At 52.7% G+C, this 21322-nt stretch carries 17 protein-coding genes; 8 read left to right on the forward strand and 9 right to left on the reverse strand.

The features are described from left to right. Positions 1–17: 17 nt before the first annotated feature. The 7 genes from DFP94_RS09815 (at position 18) to DFP94_RS09850 (ending at position 9699) form a co-directional block, all read left to right on the forward strand. Complete coding sequence (locus tag DFP94_RS09815) at positions 18–251, forward strand: hypothetical protein (protein ID WP_114496284.1); 234 nt, start codon at positions 18–20, stop codon at positions 249–251. A 487-nt stretch (positions 252–738) separates the two neighbouring features. Then, positions 739–2529, forward strand: coding sequence for an oligoendopeptidase F (gene pepF, locus DFP94_RS09825; protein WP_114496286.1), 1791 nt, complete (start codon positions 739–741; stop codon positions 2527–2529). Positions 2530–2607: 78 nt separating this feature from the next. After that, positions 2608–2934: a LapA family protein gene (locus DFP94_RS09830; RefSeq protein ID WP_114496287.1), complete on the forward strand. Its 327-nt coding sequence runs from the start codon at positions 2608–2610 to the stop codon at positions 2932–2934. 32 nt (positions 2935–2966) lie between these two features. After that, entirely contained in the window at positions 2967–4004 is a 1038-nt protein-coding gene (locus tag DFP94_RS09835) for a M42 family metallopeptidase (RefSeq protein ID WP_114496288.1), read from the forward strand. Beyond that, entirely contained in the window at positions 3991–4788 is a 798-nt protein-coding gene (locus DFP94_RS09840; RefSeq protein ID WP_114496289.1) for a hypothetical protein, read from the forward strand. The genes DFP94_RS09835 and DFP94_RS09840 overlap by 14 nt, the downstream gene beginning before the upstream one ends. 207 nt (positions 4789–4995) lie before the next feature. Continuing rightward, the gene (locus DFP94_RS09845) at positions 4996–5475 is read left to right on the forward strand and encodes a MarR family winged helix-turn-helix transcriptional regulator (RefSeq protein WP_114496290.1); all 480 of its coding nucleotides are present in this window, start codon (positions 4996–4998) and stop codon (positions 5473–5475) included. A gap of 9 nt (positions 5476–5484) precedes the next feature. Next, positions 5485–9699 carry a 2-hydroxyacyl-CoA dehydratase gene (locus DFP94_RS09850; protein ID WP_114496291.1) on the forward strand — a complete coding sequence of 1405 codons (4215 nt, stop codon included), beginning with the start codon at positions 5485–5487 and terminating at the stop codon, positions 9697–9699. Between the two features lie 93 nt (positions 9700–9792). On the opposite strand, the gene DFP94_RS09855 is transcribed toward DFP94_RS09850, so the two are convergent. The 8 genes from DFP94_RS09855 to hemE form a co-directional block, all read right to left on the reverse strand. Beyond that, positions 9793–9984 (reverse strand): hypothetical protein, encoded by a 192-nt coding sequence (locus DFP94_RS09855; RefSeq protein ID WP_114496292.1) that lies wholly within the window; start codon positions 9982–9984, stop codon positions 9793–9795. A 98-nt stretch (positions 9985–10082) separates the two neighbouring features. Further along, complete coding sequence (locus DFP94_RS09860) at positions 10083–12068, reverse strand: ABC-F family ATP-binding cassette domain-containing protein (protein WP_114496293.1); 1986 nt, start codon at positions 12066–12068, stop codon at positions 10083–10085. Between the two features lie 45 nt (positions 12069–12113). After that, on the reverse strand, positions 12114–12953 hold the full coding sequence (locus DFP94_RS09865; RefSeq protein WP_114496294.1) for a DUF92 domain-containing protein: 840 nt from the start codon (positions 12951–12953) through the stop codon (positions 12114–12116). Then, a complete protein-coding gene (locus DFP94_RS09870; protein WP_114496295.1) occupies positions 12950–13594 on the reverse strand; it encodes a fumarylacetoacetate hydrolase family protein in 645 nt (214 codons plus the stop codon). Before DFP94_RS09870 ends, DFP94_RS09865 begins: the two co-directional genes overlap by 4 nt. A 42-nt stretch (positions 13595–13636) precedes the next feature. After that, the gene (locus DFP94_RS09875; protein ID WP_114496296.1) at positions 13637–14371 is read right to left on the reverse strand and encodes a glycerophosphodiester phosphodiesterase; all 735 of its coding nucleotides are present in this window, start codon (positions 14369–14371) and stop codon (positions 13637–13639) included. 32 nt (positions 14372–14403) lie between these two features. Next, positions 14404–15795 carry a CapA family protein gene (locus tag DFP94_RS09880; RefSeq protein ID WP_114496297.1) on the reverse strand — a complete coding sequence of 464 codons (1392 nt, stop codon included), beginning with the start codon at positions 15793–15795 and terminating at the stop codon, positions 14404–14406. Between the two features lie 172 nt (positions 15796–15967). Next, a complete protein-coding gene (gene hemH, locus DFP94_RS09885; RefSeq protein WP_114496298.1) occupies positions 15968–16909 on the reverse strand; it encodes a ferrochelatase in 942 nt (313 codons plus the stop codon). A gap of 26 nt (positions 16910–16935) precedes the next feature. After that, positions 16936–18003, reverse strand: a complete 1068-nt coding sequence (gene hemE, locus DFP94_RS09890; protein ID WP_114496299.1) for a uroporphyrinogen decarboxylase — start codon at positions 18001–18003, stop codon at positions 16936–16938. A gap of 127 nt (positions 18004–18130) precedes the next feature. Here hemE and DFP94_RS09895 point away from each other — a divergent pair, with 127 nt between their 5' ends. Beyond that, complete coding sequence (locus DFP94_RS09895; protein ID WP_181873089.1) at positions 18131–19402, forward strand: MFS transporter; 1272 nt, start codon at positions 18131–18133, stop codon at positions 19400–19402. A gap of 1183 nt (positions 19403–20585) precedes the next feature. Here DFP94_RS09895 and DFP94_RS09900 read toward each other — a convergent pair. Continuing rightward, a complete protein-coding gene (locus DFP94_RS09900) occupies positions 20586–21212 on the reverse strand; it encodes an O-methyltransferase (protein WP_181873090.1) in 627 nt (208 codons plus the stop codon). Positions 21213–21322 lie beyond the last annotated feature (110 nt).

Raw genomic sequence — 21322 nt, forward strand, 5'->3', positions numbered from 1 at the left:
AGATCGGAGCCGTTACTATGATCAAAAAACACGAAATATACAAAAAAGACAAATGGAATATGATGACTGTAGAAGTGCAGGGAAAATACATCATCCTCCGCGAAATTTCCGACCAATGGGGTGAAGAATCCCATACATTCCTCAGCCGACCTGCCTTGATGCAGTGGGCGCAGAACCGTTTTCCCAAAGAGGAATATGCGGGCAAGGAAGAAGAATGGCGCGAACTCATGAGCGCCTTCAAACAGGTCTGAACCCGGTTCTGCGGAACCGGCTCAGACCCACAATACGATAGGGAAACGGAGCCACGTGCATGGACAGTTCCAACCTGCTTATTTTTATTATTTGTGCCTTTGCTCTTGGGATCATACTTATTCTTAGCCGAAACAATATCCCTCCCAAGCTGAGACGCAGCTTTGCAATCACCGCCCTCGTTATGGTAGTAATCGCGTTTGGTTTATTGGTATACAGCTTTTTCAGTATGGGCCAGTGAAATTAATAACGGGTGACGACCAAGGGCATAATAGGACAATGTCTCTATACAAGTGAAAGTTCAATAAATCTATCCGATTGGTTGAGCTTCCTCTTTATTTAAAGGGAGGTTTCCTATTAAATATGCACAAGCCTCGTCTGCTTCCCCTTATGCTGACCTTATCACTCATGACTGCCGCCTTGCCGGGTGCAGCGGCCGGTCATCAAGCTGAAGACCATTCGATTTACCCAAATCAAAGGAGGATTCCGATGAGCACATTACCGAAACGTTCCGAAGTAGAAGTAAATAACACCTGGAAACTGGATGATATGTTCCGTGACCAGAAAGCCTGGGACGAAGCCCTCGACAGTCTGAAGCAGCTTAAGAAGAAGGTTGCCGATTATGAAGGAAAGCTTGATAGCCCACAACATGTCAAAGCCATTTTCGCCCTGGAGGACGAAATATCGCTGAGTCTCGAGCGTCTCTATGTGTATTCCCATTTAAATCATGACCAGGACACCACAAACCCTACATATCAGGCACTTTCCCAAAAGGCAAAAAAACTGAACGTGGAAATCGGCGAAGTGCTTTCCTTCATTACGCCGGAGATCCTATCTCTGCCGGAAAGCGATCTCGATGCTTTCATCGAGAATCCGGAACTGGCTGATTACAAGTTTACGCTGCAAGAAATCAAACGGGAAAAAGCCCATATACTGAGCAAAACCGAAGAAGCACTGCTTGCCCAAGTCGGCAATCTGTCGCAAGCGCCGCAAAATATATACGGCATGATCAACAATGCCGATATCAAGTTTCCGAAAATTCAAGACGAGAACGGGAAAGAAGTGGAACTCACTCACGGCAGCTACATTCAGTTTCTGGAAAATCCGAACCGCGATGTACGCCGCCGCGCCTTCAAAGCCGTTTATGAAACGTACGGCAAGCAAAAAAATACGATTGCGGCGACGTTAAGCGCCAATGTCAACAAAAACATGTTCTACTCCAAAGTGCGCAAATACCCTTCGGTGCTGGAAATGTCCTTGTATGGCGACAATATTCCGAAGGAAGTTTACACCAACCTGATCGACACGGTTCATGAGAGCCTGCCGCTCCTGCACCGCTATATGAAACTCCGCAAAAAGCTGCTCGGCGTCGACGAGCTTCATATGTACGATTTGTTCGCCCCACTCGTGGAAGAATACAAATGGGATATTACGTACGAAGATGCCAAAAAAATGGTGGAAGATGGTTTGCAGCCGCTTGGCGAAAACTATCTCAGCGTGCTGAAGGACGGTTTCGACAACCGTTGGATCGACGTGTACGAGAACGAAGGCAAACGGACCGGCGCTTACAGCTGGGGCGCCTACGGAACACATCCGTACGTACTGCTGAACCACAAGGACAATTTGAACAGCATGTTTACGCTGGCTCATGAAATGGGCCATGCGCTGCATTCTTATTTTTCCGATGAAGCCTTGAAATATCGTGACGCTCAATATACGATCTTCCTTGCCGAAGTCGCCTCCACGACGAATGAAGCGCTGCTGATGGATTACTTACTGAAACACTCGACCGATCCGAAGCAAAAAATGTACCTGCTTACTTACTATGCCGATCAGTTCCGGACGACGTTGTTCCGCCAGACGATGTTCGCCGAGTTTGAGAAAATCATTCACGAGCGGGCCGAAGCCGGCGAATCGCTGACTCCGCAAGAGCTGTCTTCCATCTACTATGATCTCAACCTGAAATATCACGGCAAAGAGATGGCGGTGGATCAAGATATCGAAATGGAATGGGCACGGATTCCCCACTTCTACACGAGCTTTTATGTATATAAATACGCTACCGGTTTCTCGGCGGCAACGAGTTTCTCCAAGCAGATTCTCGAGGAAGGCCAACCGGCAGTCGACCGTTATCTCAGCTTCCTGAAGAGCGGCGGCAGCGACTATTCAATCAACATCCTGCGCAAAGCCGGCGTGGATATGTCAACCCCTCAACCGGTCCGCGAAGCGATGAGCGTGTTTGAAAGCATCATTGAACAAATGGAGAATTTGACAAAATAAGTGCGCGCTTTGTCAGTGAATCCCTTGCTCCTTTCGGGCAAGGGATTTTATACTGTCATAAGAAGGAGGTGTTTCCTCATGAAAATCCAATGGTCTTTAATTCTCGCCTTAATTTTTGCGCTGATCACTGCCGTATTTGCCGTAATCAACGTCGATCCCGTTCAGGTTAATCTGCTGTTCGGTTCGGTCAGCCTCCCGCTGATTTTGCTGATTCTCGGCTCCACGCTTCTCGGAGGCATTATCGTCGGCTCATTCGGCATCTACCGCGGATACCGTCTGCAAAGAGAAGTGAAAACTCTGAACGCGAAGCTCGTACATATCCAAGAGGCAACAGGCTATGTTTTTCCGGAATCCAAAGCCGACACTGCTGCGCCTGCTGAAGATGTCCTTCCCACCCAAGAATAAACACATTATCAGATCATATAGGAGGCTTACCCATGACCATTCATCCGAATGAATCTTATATTCTGGAATTGTTGAAAAAACTGCTCGATACTCCGAGCCCCAGCGGATTTACCCGGGAAATTATGAAGTTGATCCGCAACGAAGCGGAAACGCTCGGCATCGACTTTTCCAAAAATGAAAAAGGCGGAGCGCTGCTGACGCTAAAAGGCAGCGATTCCTCGCGCAAAATCGCAATCAGTGCGCATGTGGATACCCTCGGAGCCATGGTCCGCGCGATCAACGCCAACGGAACGCTGGCAATCACGTCCGTCGGCGGATTTATGATGAACAGCATCGAAAACGAATACTGCCAAATCCACACCCGCGAAGGCAAGGTTTATACGGGCACGATTCTGTCCTCCCATCCTTCCGTTCACGTTTACAGCGATGCCCGTGACTTTAAACGCGATGAAAAGAACATGGAGATCCGGATCGACGAACTCGTCGAAAACAAGGACGATGTACTGAAGCTCGGCATCTCGGTCGGGGACTTCATTTCCTTTGACGCCCGGGCGGTCATAACGCCGAGCGGGTACGTGAAGTCCCGTCACCTGGACGACAAGGCCAGCGTCGCTGCACTGTTCGGCTTGCTGGAATCCAGCAAGCGCGAAGGCTGGACGCCCCGGCATGATCTGGTCTTCCTCATTTCCAACTATGAGGAAGTCGGTCACGGCGCGTCCTGGATTCCGGACGGCGTGAACGAAATGATCGCCGTCGACATGGGCGCCATGGGCGATAACCTGAGCTGCAAAGAGACCGACGTCTCCATTTGCGCCAAAGACTCCACCGGTCCGTACGATTACGATATGACCGGTAAATTGATCGAGCTGGCGAAGCAGCTCGGAATTCCCTATGCGGTGGATATTTATCCGCATTACGGCTCGGACGCTTCCGCAGCGCTGCACGGCGGACATAACATCCGCGCCGCCCTGATCGGTCCGGGCGTGCATGCCTCGCATGCAATGGAAAGAACGCACAAGCAAGCGATTATCAACACGACCAAGCTGCTTGCCGCTTATGTTACCCGCTAGAGTATCTAAGGCGGAACGGCCCAGGCTTCACAGCCGCTGGATTATGGCGGTCGCAGCGGCGGCGCTGATCGGTCTCAGCGTGATCGGCATGCTGGCTTGGGGAAGCATTTACTTGCTCCCTCACCCCTATACGTACTCGAAGACCGTGGCCGCAAGCGGCGTTGAACTCTACACGTTGACCGTGAAGCCGGAGCATATCGAACTCCGGGCCGCGGACCGGCCGCTTCGCGATTACCGCGTATACGGCATTAACGGCGGATTCTTTTACCAGGACAGCGTATTGTCCATCGCGGTTAACGGAGATGTGCCGGTCAAAGGCCAGGCAGGGGGATATGGCTCAGGGTGGTTCAACGCCAAATATCCCCGCGGCACGTTGGTCTGGGACGAAGCTGCGGGCCGGTTTTCTGTGCAGCTCGTCTCCTCCGCTGCAGAATTAAATGTACAAGACCGCAGCCGTTACTTCGCCCAGGGCGGCATCAGCATGAACCTTAGCGACGAAGCGGGCTGGGAAGAAGCCATGCTTCTTGAGCATCTGCCTTACCCGGAAGAGAAACGTCTCCGCTCCGGCCTCGTCTATGACGACACGGGCATGCTGTGGTTAATCGTCACGCCGACCCGCTGTACGGCTGCCGAATTCCGTACCGCTATTCTGGAGAGGATTGCACCGGACTCGGCCAAAGAAGGGATTTTTCTGGACGGGGACGGTTCGTCACAATTAAAATCCGCCGAAACTTCGCTGGATGGCGATTCCCGGGATCTTCAGCAGATTATCGCAATTAACTGAACCTCATGACTTTTGAAACCGCTCGTATTTCGGGCGGTTTTTTTATTCCGCGAAATTGAGACTCTCCCTCGCTTTCCGAATTTTCTTCCCGGTAACTTGGCTACCTGTTATAAATTACACAGCGCTAGAATCGGAGCCTTTGGTAAAGTTTGTATATAAAACTTTATGATAAAACTTCTTCGGACAAGTAAAAGGCGGTGCAGGTAAATGGAGGATCTTCATGGTCAAGATGTCGTGGAAGAAATTTGCGAAACGACGTTAACCATTGCTTATCATTTGGGCAGATTGTTTTTTACCGATGGCGATTCGATTTTACCGAGCAAATTTTTTATTCTTCTGGCGGTTTCCCGGAACGGCCCCTGCATGATCTCGCAAATTGCCGAGCAGGTGGGACTCTCGTCCAGCGCCAATACGATCGCGGTCAACAAACTCGTTAAGGAAGGCTTGCTGAAACGGGTGAAGGACAAGAACGACAAACGGATCTGCTGGATTCAAATCACCCCCTCCGGCCAATCGGTCCTTGATGAAATGATCGGTAAACGAAATCGCGTATTTCAAAGCATTCTCGAAGACTTTTCCGAGGCGCATTTATCGATTTTTCTGCGTTCGCTGGAATCCATTCAGGATAAATTTGCTCTGGAATCGCATGAATCGCCCGCTGCAAATGCAATCTTTATACGGGAATAGGTGAAATCTATGCTATTGCAAATCGGACTGGATATTGGATCGACAACCGCAAAAATCATCGTCTTGCATCAGTCGGAAATTGTGCATCAACATTATGTCCGTCATTATTCGGATATCAAATCGGCGGTTCTCTCCCTCATGGAGCAGGTCATAGAGAATTTCCATGATGCGGAAGCGACCGTCTGCATGAGCGGATCTTCCGGGCTCTCCTTGTCGGAGCTCGCCGACATTCCGTTTCTGCAGGAAGTGGTCGCCTGCACGAAAGCGGTCAAACAGGTCGTTCCGGAAGCGGACACCGCCATCGAACTGGGCGGCGAGGATGCCAAGATCATCTATTTTCGCGGCGGCATCGAGCAAAGAATGAATAACGCTTGCGCCGGGGGTACGGGAGCATTTATCGATCAGATGGCGGCCTTGTTGGAAACCGATCCCGCCGGGCTGAATGAACTGGCGAGCCGTCACGAGAATATCTACCCCATCGCCTCCCGCTGCGGAGTGTTCGCCAAAACCGATGTTCAGCCCCTGCTGAACGAAGGCGCCCGGCGGGAAGACATCGCGGCCTCCATCTTCCAAAGTATCGTCAACCAGACAATCAGCGGGCTGGCCTGCGGCCGCCCGATCCGCGGCAAGGTTGCCTTTCTGGGGGGACCGCTGACGTTCCTGCCCGTCTTGCGGGAACGTTTTGCCGTCACGCTCGGCTTGAAAGAGGATGAAATCCTCTTCCCCGAGCGCAGCCAATATTTCGTCGCCCTTGGCTCTTGCCTGCACGGGTCGGGCGGCGAATCTCTGCCGCTGGCAAACTGGCGGCAAAGACTGCGCGACGTCGACTTTGCCGCGGCGGCGCAGGGTAAGGACCCGCTGCTACCTCCCTTGTTCAAGGATGAGCGGGACCTTGAGACTTTCCGGCAGCGCCATAACGCCGCTTCGGCCGCACGAATGGATCTTGCCGGATACGGTGGTCCCTGCTTCCTTGGCATCGACGCGGGTTCTACGACGACCAAGCTTGTTTTGACCGGCAGCGAGGATCAAATCCTGCATACCTTCTATGCCGGGAATAAAGGCAACCCGCTGGCTTCCGTCCGCGAGGCGCTGAAAGAGATTTACGACTTGCTCCCGGAGCGCTGCTTCATCGCCCATACTTATGTCACCGGCTACGGCGAAGGCCTGGTCAAGACCGCTTTCCGGGCTGACGGCGGCGAAGTGGAAACCGTCGCCCATTATAAAGCGGCCTCCTCCTTCTTGCCGGAGGTCGATTTCATTCTCGACATCGGCGGTCAGGATATGAAATGCATCAAAATCCGCGGCGGAGCCATCGACTCTTTAATGCTGAACGAAGCCTGCTCGGCCGGCTGTGGTTCGTTCCTGGAGAGCTTTGCCAGTACGCTCGGGCTAGGCATTACGGACTTCGCCTCCAAGGCAATGCAATCGAGAGCGCCGGTAGACCTCGGCTCCCGCTGTACGGTATTCATGAATTCCAAAGTGAAACAGGTACAGAAAGAAGGCGCAACGTTAGCCGATCTGTCCGCGGGGCTCGCCTATTCCGTCGTCAAAAACGCGCTGCAAAAAGTAATCAAAATCCGCAATCCCGAAGAAATGGGTCAAAAGATTATCGTCCAAGGCGGCACTTTCCTGAACGACGCGGTGCTACGGGCGTTCGAGCAACTGACCGGCCGGGAGGTCGTGCGCCCGGACATCGCCGGGATTATGGGCGCTTACGGCTGCGCACTGATCGCAAGGGCAAACTATACAGGCTCAGGGGTTAGCACGATCCTCCCGCGCGAGGAACTGGATGCCTTTACCTATGAGGTATCGCATGCCAGGTGTTATCTTTGCAACAATACTTGCGCCATGACCGTAAGCCGCTTTCCCGATAAAAGCTTCCATGTGACCGGCAACCGCTGCGAACGGGGTGCTACCCAGAAAAAAGAAAAAAACGGGTTGCCGAATTTAACGGCTTATAAATATGGGCGGATGTTTAACTATCCTTCATTGGAGCCGGACCAGGCCAGTCGGGGAACGGTCGGTATTCCGCGGGTACTCAATCTGTTTGAAAATTATCCGTTCTGGCACACCTTCTTTACCAAACTGGGATACCGGGTGGTTTTATCGCCCAAATCATCCAAGAAACTGTACGAGAGCGGCATGGAGACGATCCCCTCGGAATCGGTCTGCTACCCCGCCAAACTGGCGCACGGCCATATTCAAAGTCTGATTCGGAGCGGGGTGGATTTTATATTCTACCCGGCCGTCGTGTACGAAAAGAAAGAGGATGAATCCGCCGACAATCATTTCAATTGTCCGGTGGTGGCTTCCTATCCGGAAGTCATCCGCACGAATGTGGATGCTTTGAAAGAAGGCGGCGTCCCGCTCGTGAGCCCGTTCCTTAATTTTGACTCGGAGCCGGTGCTGCGGAAACGGCTGCTCGAGACGTTTCCGGACATTCCGAAAGAGGAGCTCGGGGCGGCGTTTGACGCCGCCTGGGATGAAGCGGAAATGGCCAAGGAGGATATCCGCAACAAAGGCGAGGAAACGCTCGCCTTCATGAAGAACACGGGAACCAAAGGGCTTGTTCTGTGCGGGCATCCTTATCATACCGACCCGGAAATTAACCACGGCATTTCCGAACTGATCACCGGCATGGGCCTGGCCGTGCTGACCGAGGACTCGATTTGCCATCTCGGCACGGTGAAGCATCCGCTGCCGATCGTCAACCAGTGGACTTACCACGGACGCATGTACCGGGCCGCTTACTTCGTCACGGAACGGGAAGATCTCGAGCTTGTGCAGCTTACTTCATTCGGCTGCGGCATCGATGCGATCACCGCCGATGCGATTCAAGAAATTCTCGAACGGGAGAGCAAGACATTTACGCTGATCAAGGTTGATGAGATCAGCAATCTGGGCGCCGCCCGGATTCGTCTGCGCTCCCTGCTGGCCGCGATGAAAGAGCGCGAAGCGGCGATGACGTCGCCGGGCGGCGGGCTTGCACCAGCCAAGCCGGCTTCGTTTACGAAGAAGATGAAAGCAGGTTACACGATCCTTGCGCCGCAGGTATCGCCGATCCATTTCGAGCTGTTCGAAACGGTGTTCCGTGATGCCGGATACCGGCTCAAAGTGCTGGAGGCGGCCAGCAAGGAGACAACCGAAGAAGGGCTCAAATTCGTCAACAATGACGCCTGCTATCCGGCCATCGTAACGATCGGGCAAATCGTGGCCGCGCTGAAAAGCGGCGAATACGACCCGGACCGGACCGCGGTCATTTTGACGCAGACGGGCGGAGGATGCCGGGCGACCAACTATATCGGCCTGCTGCGCAAAGCGCTGAAGGAAGCAAAGATGGAGCAAATCCCGGTCATCTCGCTAAACGTCACCGGGCTGGAGAACCAGCCGGGATTCAAACTGAACCTGAAAATCATCAACCGGCTGATCGCTGCCTCCTGTTACGGAGATTTGCTGATGCGGCTACTATACCGCTTCCGGCCTTACGAGCTCCACCCAGGCGTAACCGAGCTGTTGTTCCGCAAATGGATGAGCATCTCACGGCACTCACTGCAAAATTTCTCTTTTTCGCAGTATAAGGATAATATTCGTACGATGGTCGCCGAATTCGAGGCTCTGCCGCTAACCGGGGAAATCAAGCCGCGGGTAGGCATTGTCGGGGAGATTCTGATTAAATTCCACCCCGATGCCAACAACAAGCTTGTCGAGGTCATCGAGGCCGAGGGCGGCGAAGCGGTTGTGCCCGATTTTCTCGATTTCATGTTCTATTGTTTGTACAATCCGATTTACAAAGCCGATCAGTTGGGCAAGAGCAAAATGTTCGGATTCGTGAATCCGATGGTGATCAGCTATTTGGAAATGTACCGCAAGCCGGTGAAAAAAGCGCTGGAGCATAGCCGCTTTCTCACCGCGCCCGAAAGCATTTACAGCCTCGCCGACAAAGCGAGCCGCCTGGTGTCCGTCGGTAACCAGATGGGCGAGGGCTGGTTCCTGACCGCTGAGATGATGGAACTGCTCGATCACGGGGTGAACAACATCGTATGTATTCAGCCGTTCGCCTGCCTGCCGAATCATATTACCGGCCGGGGCATGGTCAAAGGCTTGAAGGAAATGTATCCGGACGCCAACATCGCGGCGATCGATTATGACGCCGGAGCCAGCGAGGTCAACCAGATCAACCGGATCAAGCTGATGATGTCCATTGCGAGCGGGGTACTTTGCTAGAAAATCTCTTAAAGGCAAAAATCCGTCCGGGTTATCCGGACGGATTTTTGCTTTATTGTTATAAAGTATACTTCCAAACCGTTAGGCACTACACTATAAAAACCATCGAAACAAGAAAACCAGCAAAACCAAAATCCCGGCGGCAATCAGCAGATTGACGACTTCGCGCACAAAGCCCGGGGGGCCATACCGGTGCAGTCTCTGCTCGCGTTCCTTGAATTTGCTCCTGGCTGCATCTTCATCCACAGCGTTCATGTATGGCCTTTGCGGTCCGTCAAACCACATCGTCCCCACTCCTTTTCGCATCAGGATAAAGGAAGCATACCATACATTTCCAACGATCTCCATCGTTCATGCTATAAAATCCGGTTCCTGTTTCGCTATTATCCGTTTTTCTGACTCTCGATCTTCTCCGCCAGTTCGTTCAGGTAGGCCCAACGCTCCATTAATTGCTCCAGCTCCGCCTCCGCCTCCTGCTGCTCTTGCATCAGTTCCTGAAGCTTGACGGCATCGCTTGCGGCCGACGCCATCCCTTCGGTTATCGTGGTAAGACGCAGCTCGGCGGTCTCCACTCGCTCGTCGATCGTTTCATACTCACGCTGCTCATTATAACTGAATTTGAGTTTTTCCACGCGCGCAGGATCCTTGCTTCCTCCGGCACCAGACCCGGATGCTAAACCGGCGTTTCCGCCTGTGTCTTCCGTGCCTTTGGCTCCGCGCGAACCGCCTGAAGTGCCGGTTGACAGAGCGGAGAGGGCGGGGCTTTTGCCCGCGGTTTGAAGGCGCTCCTCATAATCGCTGTAATCGCCGACATGCACAGCCACCGCGCCGCCGCCTTCAAACGCCATAATTTTGTCCACCGTACGGTCAAGAAAATAGCGGTCATGCGAGACGACGAATACGGCGCCCGGAAACTCGTCCAAATAGGACTCCAACACCGTCAGTGTCTGAATGTCCAGGTCGTTCGTTGGTTCGTCCAAGAGCAGCACGTTCGGTGCTCCCATAAGCACCCGGAGCAAATAAAGCCGACGCTTCTCCCCGCCCGACAGCTTCGCGATCGGCGTCCACTGCATCGCAGGCGGGAACAGGAAACGCTCCAGCATTTGTGCCGCCGTAATCCGCGAGCCGTCCGCGGTCTCGACGACTTCGGCTTCCTCCTTGATATATTCGATTACCCGCTGTTTGCCGTCCATCTCCTGATGCTCCTGGGTGAAATATCCCAGCTTGACCGTTTGGCCAAGCTCGATTTCACCATTTTCCGGCGCAATTCGCCCGGCAATCATGTTGAGCAGCGTAGATTTGCCGCTGCCGTTTGGGCCGACGATGCCGACGCGGTCGCCGGGCACAGCCGTATATGTTAAATCTCCGATTAGCAGCCGGTCCCCCGCGGATTTGCGCAGCCCGGATATCTCCAGAATTTTGCGCCCCAGCCGGGTCGAAGCCACGGATATATCGAGCGAATCGCTCTTGAAATCGGTTTTCATATTTTGCAGTTTTTCAAACCGTTCGATCCGGGCCTTTTGCTTGGTGGAACGCGCTTGAGCCCCGCGCCGGATCCAGGCCAGCTCATTGCGGAGCAGGTTCTGCCGCTTCTGTTCCGAGGCCGCTTCCCGCTCCTCACGCTGACTTTTCAGCTCCAGAAACCGGCTGTAATTCGCTTCATAACGGAAAAGACGACCATGATCCAGCTCCAGCATGACATTGCAGACACGGTCCAGGAAGTAGCGGTCGTGCGTAATCAACAGCAGCGCGCCGCGGCGCTTCTGCAAATACGACTCCAGCCAGGCAACGGAATCGTTGTCGATATGGTTGGTAGGCTCGTCCATGATCAGCAATTCCGATGGCACGATCAGCGCGGACGCGAGTGCAACCCGTTTACGTTGACCCCCGGACAGCTCGCCCATTTTCCGGCCGAAATCGGTAATTCCCAGTCTGGACAACACGCTCTTGGCGTCGCTCTCCAGACTCCAGGCCTGAAGCCGGTCCATGTCCTGGCTCAGCTTCGTCACTTTGGCCTGCAAAGCCGTATCGGACGGCAGTATCTCCAGTTCCTCCATAGCTTCCATGTAACAGGAGACGACCTCCAGTTCGGGCCCCCCGTTTTGAAACACGCCGCGCAGTACTGAGATCTGGGGATCGAACTCCGGATTTTGCGCCAAAAAGGTAATTCGGATATCCCGGTTCACCGACACTTTACCTTCATCCGCGGGCTCCAGCCCGGCGATGATGCGCAGAAACGTCGATTTCCCCGTCCCGTTAACCCCGATCACGCCGATCTTATCATGCTCATCCATGCCGAACGAAGCATCCTGAAATAGGATTTTTTCGCCATAGGTTTTCGTTACATGTTCCACCGTCAAAATATTCATCAAAATTTACCTACTTTCTAGAGCCATCTATGCTTCGAACAACCTCTAAATCAGCAGCATGGCAAGGCCCCAGGCTATGAATCCCGCTGCCAGGGAGCTAAGCATATTCACCGCATCGTTATTCATCCAGCGAAATCCCCGCGCCGGCAACGTACCGACCCCGCAGTGAGTTTCCACCTCCACGCTTTTGCCGCATACCGGGCAGAGATTCATCCGCTGTAACGTCGCACCGAGCAGGGAATCGGCAAACGCGCCGGCAAATCCGGACAGGCCGCCTACGACGATCCATTGCCATAATGTCAAACTTGATATAGTCTCAGATCCTGCGGCTTCGCTTTCTCCTCCCGTCCAGCCCAGCAGCATCCATGCGGCCCCACCGATCATTATTGCTCCGAGAAGCGCCGCAAAACTGCCGAGCGGCGAGACGCCGCCGGACGTACCGGCGGGAAGCGGCTTCCAGGTTAGCACGGAACGCGGAGGTTTGCGGCTGAGCCCACCCCATTCGGTCGCCCATGTATCGGCCGTCACCGCGCCCATCACGCCCACGAAAACATAAGCCCAGAGCGGATCGGGCCAGATCGCGTTTCCGATACAGGCGACCATGCCAAGCCCGCCATTCGCCAGCACTTGCCCGGCGTCCCTGCGGCCGCTTTTGGCATAGGACTTCTCCAATTCCCGTTTCCGGTTACCGCGGAATTTGGAAAACAACGTTGACGTAATAAAGAACAGCAGCAGAATGCCAAACCAAAAAGGATTTCCCGCCCCATAGTATACAGTCCCCATCACGGCCGCAGCAATCATGCCCGACAATGATAACGACCGCTTCCAATAAGCGGCCGCAGAGACCAAAAGGGCGCAGAGCGCCCCGATGATCCAATCACTCATTGTTTCGCCTTAGGACCCGACACAATTTCAAAGCTGCCCAGTTCATTGGAACCGTAAGCGATCTGCAACCGGTCGCCCTGATATACTGGCCCCACTCCTTCCGGGGTTCCCGTAAATATAAGATCCCCTTCATCCAACCCGTATCTGTCGGCAAGATAGTCTACGATCTGCTGCAATGAAAAAATCATATTGCCGATGTTCCCCCGTTGCACGATTTCTCCGTTTTTCCGCAGTGTAAACTCTTCTCTCGCAGTTTCTGCGGTTCCAGGAAAAGCGATGTAGGGCGTAATCGGTGCCGAATTTTTAAAACCTTTGGCCGCCGTCCAAGGGTGCCCCTTTTTCTTCAATTCGCTCTGGACGTCGCGCAGCGTAAAATCGATGCCGAACGCCATGACGTCGACCAGCTCGTCCACAGTCATGCCGGGTTCATAGCGTCTGCCGATGCGCAGCACCAGTTCGGTCTCGTAATGGATTTCACCACGGTTCTCCGGGAGTGTCAGTCCTTGACGATCCATCGGAACAACGGCATGGGACGGCTTCAAAAAAATCATCGGCTCGGAAGGCACCTCATTGCCCAGTTCCTCGGCGTGTAGCCGGTAATTGCGGCCCACACAATATACGTTGGAAATCAATTTGTTCATCCTTTTTGCCTCCTGGGTTCACTTGTTCAGATCAACAATACATCAGTTCGGTTCATTTATCGCCTTACGCCATATATCAGGCCGGTTCGTGCATAAGAGAATGTCACCGTGCATGGCGGCCACCCGCCGCATCCGGCGGACGTCATCCAGCGTCCAGGCCATAACTTCAATGCCGCGTCTCGCCGCTTTTCCTGCCAGTTCCGCGGATAAGTGCCTGTAATTAATCGAGAGAAAAGAGCAGTGCAGCAATTGGAGCCGGAGCAGAAGATCATTAGGCTTGCTCTCAATGATCAGCCCCGTCCGGATTCCACGGCCGATTTCCTTGATTTTGGCCAATACCCTGGGTTCGAAGGAAGTAAGCACGACATCCTGCTCCATTCGATGTTTCTTCACGGCGGAGATGATCTTTTCTTCAATGCCGGGGTATAAATTCCCCTGGGTTTTGACTTCGATATTGGCCTGTAACCGGCCCTTGATTTTATCCAGAAAATTATCCAGGTTGATCAGCCGTTCTCCGGCATAAGCCTTCGATTTCCAACCGCCGGCATCCAGACTACTAAGTTCTTCCCACGTCTTATCCTTAACGGGTCCCCGGCCGTTCGTCGTCCGGTTTAAATTAAAGTCATGAATCAGCAGGGGCACTCCGTCTTTGGAAAGCTGGACGTCAACTTCAATCCAATGAACATAGGGCTGCTCCATCGCGAGTGTGACTGCGGCCATTGTATTTTCAGGAGCGATTCCGGAAAATCCCCGATGGGCTACACATAGATTGGACATATTCCACGCTCCCTCCCTGCTGCAAAATCAAATCAGGTATTGCCCGCCATGTCAGACGATTCGGTCGACTCCACGGTCCTGCCGCTCTTCACCGCTACGGATTTGACTTTACCGGACGCTTCAATCGCAACTCCCGGCGAAAAGCCTTCTACCTCTTTCAGCAGTTTGGCTCCTTCCTCGTCGTTCATCGGAACCGGCTGACCCAGCTCCGTTCTGTAAGGAATCAGCTTCATATTGCAATCGCCTTTTCGCGTACATTCCGCGGCAAAGACGGCTGTCTCCCATGTTTTCGGATCCTTCGATTTCGTAAAAATAAAATTGCCCGTGCTATACGCGATCCATTTCCCTTTGTATTCCTCGAGCCCCTGCAGTACATGCGGATGCCCGCCTACCACCAGATCCGCGCCGGCGTCAATGAAAGCATGAGCCAGCTCCGTTTGGTGCTTTTCGAGCTTTGTTGCCCGCTCCTTGCCCCAATGAACCATGACCAGCACCAGATCGGCATTTTTCCGTGCGTTTTGTATGGACTTCAGCGCCTGTTTCGGGTCATAGGCCGCTGCTACTCCCGGATTTTTCCCCGCTGTCCAGTGAGACTCTGGAATGACCCGGGTAAACCCGCACAAAGCGATCTTGATCCCTTTCCGCTCGATATATAGAGGGGCGTAAGCATCGGTACCATTTTTTCCGGCACCGACATAGCGGAGCTTGCTCTTTTTCAAATGCTGAATCGTGTCCAGCAAACCTTCAATGCCTTGATCAAGCGTATGGTTATTCGCCAGATTTACGGCATCGATCCCTGCTTTGGCAAGTTCGGGTAATGCTTTCGGTGAAGATTTAAACACGAACGTTTTGTTCTCGGCGGCCGTGCCGCCGTCCGTTATCGGCGTTTCCAAATTCACGATACTGAGATCATCGTTCTGGAACAAATCTTTCACATACCGGTACGGATAATCATAACCTTCCTTTTCCAGCTTCTCGGCCACTTTACTCGAAAAGATCGTATCCCCCGCAAAATGAATCAGAAGCCGGTCTGCGGAGTCGGTTTCCTGCACAGGATCCTCCTCCGGTACCTGTTGATCATTTTCGCCGGTCAAATCGTCTTCCGGATCGCTCTCGGAAGAGTTGCCGGAATCCGCGGGCTTTTGAACCACAGGGTCCCCGTCAGGCTCTTGATCCCCGGAGGCCGGATCTTGCTGGTTCCCGGAACCGACAAGATCGTTTTCTTCTTCATGAATTTCTGACGAAAGATTCCCGTTTTCCGAATCGGCACTACCCTTCATCGTACGATCAGCCAAAAAAATATAAGCTCCCACGACAACGATGATTAAAATCAGGGATACGTTCAACCCAAGCCAAAAGCGGCTCTGCCGCCGCTGTTTTTCCTGCTTCTTGTTTTTGTGTTTCTCCGAACGTGGTGGATACATGTTTGACTCCTTTATCCTCATACTCGACTTACTCTTGAACATGATTGATTTTATTATATCAGGTAACCCGAAATAAATAGAACCCCTCGCCAATTTTAAGCGAAGGGTACCTTTCGTCCAAGTCGATATAGCCTGATTGAGCTGATACGGTACTGGGATAAACGTAATAGTTCTATTCTTTTTCCTCGGCCTGGAAAACCAAATCGCTGAGCGCCTCCATATAAAGCGGGTCGGTATTCAATGAATCGATCCGCTCAAGCCGCATATCCAGCTCTTTTGCGATTCCCTTGGCTTCGATATCGAGATCGTACAGCACTTCCAGGTGGTCCGACACAAATCCGACCGGAGTAACCAGCACGTCTTCCACCTGCTCCTGGCTCAAGCTGCGCAGCGTATCCAAAATGTCCGGGCCAAGCCACGGTTCGGCCGTCCGGCCCGCGCTCTGCCAGGTAAATTGCCACGAGTTGACGCCTGTTGCTTCGGCAACCGCCCGGGAGGTCTCCATCAATTGATCCTGGTAAGGATCCCCCATTTCCAAAATCTTTTGCGGCAGGCTATGCGCGCTGAACAGAACTCTCACTTTGCTCCGCTCGGCTCCCGCTTCCTCGAACAAATCCAGTTTCTTCGACACTCTTGCGGCCAATGCCTCAATCAATTTCGGATGCAAATGATAGCTGCGAATGAACTCCATGGCGATTCCGGCTTCCGCCGCCTTCGCCTCCGCCCGCTTGATGTAACCTCCGATGCTCATCACGGAATAATGCGGGGCAAGTACGATTCCGACCGCCTTCTTAATGCCGTCTCCGGCCATCGCCTCTACGCCGTCTTCTATAAACGGGCTGGCATGTTTCAATCCCTGGTAACATACGAACTCCTTATCGCCATAAGGATTCAACCGATTTAACGTGTCTTGCAATGCGACCACTTGATTATCGGTGTTGGCGCGAAGTGGAAATACGCCGCCGACGATCGCTTCATAGCGGTCTTTCAATTCTTTCAGTTGCTCCGCGGTAGGCGGATTCCCCCGGCGGATATGCGTATAATACGGTTCGATTTGATCCAAACTTTGCGGTGTGCCGTAGGACATCACCAATACGCCGATTTTCGTGTTCATCCTGTTTTCACCTCAACAAGTTCATGTCATGAGTTCAGTTGATACTGTTTCCGCTCGCGGATGGCTTTCTCCGAATATTCGTGCACGAAGGACGTCAACTCCTTCAACTTCTCAATTGAAGCTTCGGGAAACAATCCATGGCCGAGATTAAATATGTATCCGGGCTCTTGCGCTCCCTGATCCATTAAATCCTTGGCATATTGTTTAATGATGTCCATAGGAGCGGTTAAAATATACGGATCGAGGTTGCCCTGTATAGCAAACTTTCCGCCGGTCCGGCGGCGTCCCTCCGCAATGGATACGCGCCAGTCAAGGCCGATCACATCGGCTTTAAGCCCCGTAAGCGTCGGCAACAGCTCCCCCGAGCTCACGCCGGGAAAATATATTTTCGGTACATCCAAATCGTCAAGTTCGGCAAAAATACGGGTAATCGTAGGCAAAACAAAGCGCTCAAAATCTTTTGGTGCCAGCGCACCGACCCAACTGTCGAACAGTTGGAACGCTTTGCCGCCGCTGTTCACATGGGCCCGCAGATAAGTGATTACCATATCGCCGAGTTTGCCCATGAGCTTGTCCCACAATTCCGGCTCTCCGTACATCAGGCTCTTCGTGCGGATATAGCTTTTCGAAGGACGGCCTTCAATCAGGTAACTCGCTATCGTAAACGGCGCGCCGGCAAAAGTGATCAGCGGTACGTCCAGTTCCCGGTCCAGAATGGAAATCGTCTCCAGAATATGCGATAAATCCTTCTCCACGTTAATCGGCTTCAGCCGCTCGATGTCTTCTCTGGATCGAATCGGGTTTTCGATGACGGGTCCGATATTTTTTACGATATCAAAGTCGATGCCCAGCGAAGCAACGGGATTCATAATGTCCGAATATAAAATAGCCGCGTCTACGTCCAGTTTGCGCACCGGCATCATCGTAATTTCCGCAGCCAGCTCAGGCTGCCGGCAAATTTCGAGCAAACTGTATTTTTCCTTGATTTTCCGGTACTCCGGATCATATCTGCCTGCCTGGCGCATGTACCACACAGGGAGACGATCGACTTCCTGCCTGCGGCAAGCCTTGATAAAGCGGTCGTTAAATGCCACGAACCCAGCCTCCAATCATAAATCTTTAATATATATTATGCCTTTTTTAAAAGTAAGTAACAACTGTCACACCGACTTGTCCGATGACAATCGTATGACATTCCTCTGCCGGAACGCCCAGCAAATTATGCTATACTGTAAAGACTTTGTTTTCCAACCAGATGAGCTGAAAGGAAGTGAAAGCACATTGAAGACCTGGAAAGTCAATCTCATTGTGCTTTGGTTCGGACAGTTTCTGGTCAATGCCGGAATGACGATGATTACGCCGTTTTTATCGCTGTATCTGGCCAGAAATCTGCATGTGCAAGGCGAACATGCCATCGGCATTTGGGCGGGGCTGATCTTCGCCGCGAACTTTGCCACATCTTTTATTTTTCAGCCGTTGTGGGGCAAGCTTGCCGACAAATACGGCCGCAAAATCATGCTGCTGCGTTCCGGCTTCGGCATGGCCATCGTCATAACGCTGATGGGCTTTGCCACCCAGCCTTGGCATCTGCTGGCGCTGCGCCTGCTGAACGGCACGATCTCCGGCTTTAATCCGGCCGCCGTGGCCCTGGTCTCGGGCACCTCGCCGAAGGAACGGATGGGCTTTGCGATGGGCACCATCCAGTCGGGAACCGTGGCCGGCACCATCCTTGGCCCGCTGATCGGCGGCCTGATGGCGGAATATGTCGGTTTTCGCCCCATTTTTTATATCACCGGTGCCCTGCTGTTCATCGCCTCCATGCTCGCCCTGCTGTTCGTGCGCGAGAAGTTCGACCGGGAAGAAGCGGCCCATACGCCGCAAGTCTCCGTACTGCAAGGCTTCATCGAGCTTAGCAAAACTCCGCAACTGACCGCCCTGTTCGCGGTAACGTTCCTGCTTCAATTCGCCATGCTCAGCCCGATGTCCCTACTGCCTCTCTATGTCGAGAAGCTGCATGGCGTTGCGACGGACGTCCCTTTCTGGGCCGGGTTTGTCACGGCCGTCACCGGCATTTCGAACATGGTGACCTCCCCTGTACTGGGACGATTCAGCGATAAAGTCGGAGCGCACCGCATTTTGACGTTCTCATTGATTGGTGCTGCCGCTACCCTAATTCCACAAGCGTTCGTACAATCGGTGTGGCAACTCATCCTCATCCGTTTCTTAATGGGAATCTTCATGGGCGGACTCCTGCCGAGCGTAAACGCGCTGATTCGGTTCTACACCCCGGACGGCATGGAAAGCCGGGCCTTCGGTTTCAACAGTAGCACCCTCGCGCTCGGCAACATGCTCGGTTCCCTGGTCGGCGGCTTCCTGTCCGGTTTCATCGGCATCGAGGGTATCTTCATCATCTCCGGCATCCTGCTGCTCATCAATACCATCTGGGTAAGATGGAAGCTATACGCCAAGCCGAAAATGACGTCGTTCAGGTAAATAAACTTCTCAGCAAACAAACCCGTCCGGTTGATCCGGGCGGGTTTAAGTTTTGGTTAATCGTACAAAGTCCCGCTGCAAGTTGTTATCATACATGACGGAGGCCGACCACATCGGCCTTTCTAGCAAACCAAGAAATTGGGTGAACGCTAGAGATGCAGCGGTTAAATGGCGTACAAGTTACGAAGCTATTTGGTTGCTAATTTCTAAATTCGATACGAATGATGGTTGTAGGGCTTGTGGTTAAAGTTTAATATAGAGCGTGCGAGTGTGGTTTGTGACGGTACAATGTTACTCTAAGGCTATTTGCGGCATACTCGGTCCGCTATTTTCCGCTAGCGGTTTACCCGCAAATGTATCACGAAACTCTAAAGTTACTTTATAACCAGAAGGCCATGCATCTGCCATAGCGTTCCATCTCAGCCGTGCATCAAAACTAATATTCATTAACAACACTGACTCAATAATTTAAGGAGCCAAATATCGGCCAGACATCTATCTTTAGCTAGACCGCCTGCTCCGGAATGAATTAACTGGATAATATACAGTCCCAGTTAATTGGGCCATAAAGCTCTTTCGAGCGAAATTAACTGTAGGAAATCCAGTTAATTTCACTCAGGTAGCGGCAGGCGACGCCTAGGTCAGCATTAGCCGCCTGCTCTGAATCGAATTAGCTGGATAATATACAGTTAATTCCGGACTTTGGCGCGAGTTTAGAGAAATAACTGGAAACCTTACAGTTATTTTCTTCGTTTCAGCGCCTCCACATGCAAAATGGTCCAATTAGCTGGAGGTTTTCCAGTTAATTGGACCATAAAGCTCCTTCGAGCGAAATTAACTGTAGGAAATCCAGTTAATTTCTCCCGCTCGCAGCAGGCGACGCCTAGGTCAGCATTAGCCGCCTGCTCTGAATCGAATTAGCTGGATAATATACAGTTAATTCCGGACTTTGGCGCGGGTTTAGAGAAATAACTGGAAACCTTGCAGTTATTTTCTTCGTTTCAGCGCCTCCACATGCAAAATGGTCCAATTAGCTGGAGGTTTTCCAGTTAATTGGGTCATAAAGCTCCTTCGAGCGAAATTAACTGTAGGAAATCCAGTTAATTTCTCCCGCTCGCGGCAGGGGACGCGGCACCTACGTCCAGCCCCAAGATCCCCATATTTGAAGCAGCCGCTTACCCGGCTACTTCACGACCGCCAGCGCCAAGCCGTCATAGGCCGGTAGCATGGTGCTGATCAGCCGCTCATCGGTGGCGATCATATCATTGAATTTCCGCATCGCCAGGACGGAAGGGCCGTTCTTGTCCGGATTCAGCGTCCGGCCGCGAAGCAAAGTATTGTCCCCGGCGATGATCGCGCCGGGCTTGGCAAGTCGGATCGCGTATTCCAGGTATACGGGATAGTTTTCTTTGTCAGCATCGATCAAAAAAAAGTCAAACCGTTCGCCCCGGCTCTCCAACTGCTTAAGGCTATCCAGCGCCGGGCCCACCATGTATTCGGTTCCTCTGCCAAAACCGGCGAGTTCCAGATTCCGGCGGGCCAAAGCGGCATTATCCTCTTTTAGCTCCAAGGATATCAGACGGCCGCCCTCCTTCATCCCCCGCGCCAGGCAAACGCCGCTGTAGCCGCCGAGAGCCCCTATTTCGAGAATGGAGCCCGCTTTCGATACGGTAGCGAGCATCGTCAACAGCCTGCCATAACCCGGTGCGATCGACACATCGTTCAAACCGCTCTCTTTTATTGAAAGGCTTACACTACTCAGAATTTCATCTTCCATATATAAATCTTCACTATATTGCTCAGGGGTCATGATCCCGCACACTCCTCCGGTTATCGGTTCAATCAAATCGGTCAAACACTCAACGGGAAACATCAGCATGAAAAACAGGGGGAAAAGCATAATAAGGGCCGCCGCCTCCA

The organism is Fontibacillus phaseoli, assembly GCF_003337355.1.
Lineage (GTDB): Bacteria > Bacillota > Bacilli > Paenibacillales > Paenibacillaceae > Fontibacillus > Fontibacillus phaseoli.

Excerpts from the sequence above, each read along its gene's own strand:
- DFP94_RS09815 (WP_114496284.1), top strand. The coding sequence starts at position 18 with ATGATCAAAAAACACGAAATATACAAAAAAGACAAATGGAATATGATG.
- pepF (WP_114496286.1), top strand. The coding sequence starts at position 739 with ATGAGCACATTACCGAAACGTTCCGAAGTAGAAGTAAATAACACCTGG.
- DFP94_RS09830 (WP_114496287.1), top strand. The coding sequence starts at position 2,608 with ATGAAAATCCAATGGTCTTTAATTCTCGCCTTAATTTTTGCGCTGATC.
- DFP94_RS09835 (WP_114496288.1), top strand. The coding sequence starts at position 2,967 with ATGACCATTCATCCGAATGAATCTTATATTCTGGAATTGTTGAAAAAA.
- DFP94_RS09840 (WP_114496289.1), top strand. The coding sequence starts at position 3,991 with ATGTTACCCGCTAGAGTATCTAAGGCGGAACGGCCCAGGCTTCACAGC.
- DFP94_RS09845 (WP_114496290.1), top strand. The coding sequence starts at position 4,996 with ATGGAGGATCTTCATGGTCAAGATGTCGTGGAAGAAATTTGCGAAACG.
- DFP94_RS09850 (WP_114496291.1), top strand. The coding sequence starts at position 5,485 with ATGCTATTGCAAATCGGACTGGATATTGGATCGACAACCGCAAAAATC.
- DFP94_RS09855 (WP_114496292.1), bottom strand. The coding sequence starts at position 9,984 with ATGTGGTTTGACGGACCGCAAAGGCCATACATGAACGCTGTGGATGAA.
- DFP94_RS09860 (WP_114496293.1), bottom strand. The coding sequence starts at position 12,068 with ATGAATATTTTGACGGTGGAACATGTAACGAAAACCTATGGCGAAAAA.
- DFP94_RS09865 (WP_114496294.1), bottom strand. The coding sequence starts at position 12,953 with ATGAGTGATTGGATCATCGGGGCGCTCTGCGCCCTTTTGGTCTCTGCG.
- DFP94_RS09870 (WP_114496295.1), bottom strand. The coding sequence starts at position 13,594 with ATGAACAAATTGATTTCCAACGTATATTGTGTGGGCCGCAATTACCGG.
- DFP94_RS09875 (WP_114496296.1), bottom strand. The coding sequence starts at position 14,371 with ATGTCCAATCTATGTGTAGCCCATCGGGGATTTTCCGGAATCGCTCCT.
- DFP94_RS09880 (WP_114496297.1), bottom strand. The coding sequence starts at position 15,795 with ATGTATCCACCACGTTCGGAGAAACACAAAAACAAGAAGCAGGAAAAA.
- hemH (WP_114496298.1), bottom strand. The coding sequence starts at position 16,909 with ATGAACACGAAAATCGGCGTATTGGTGATGTCCTACGGCACACCGCAA.
- DFP94_RS09895 (WP_181873089.1), top strand. The coding sequence starts at position 18,131 with ATGCTATACTGTAAAGACTTTGTTTTCCAACCAGATGAGCTGAAAGGA.
- DFP94_RS09900 (WP_181873090.1), bottom strand. The coding sequence starts at position 21,212 with ATGACCCCTGAGCAATATAGTGAAGATTTATATATGGAAGATGAAATT.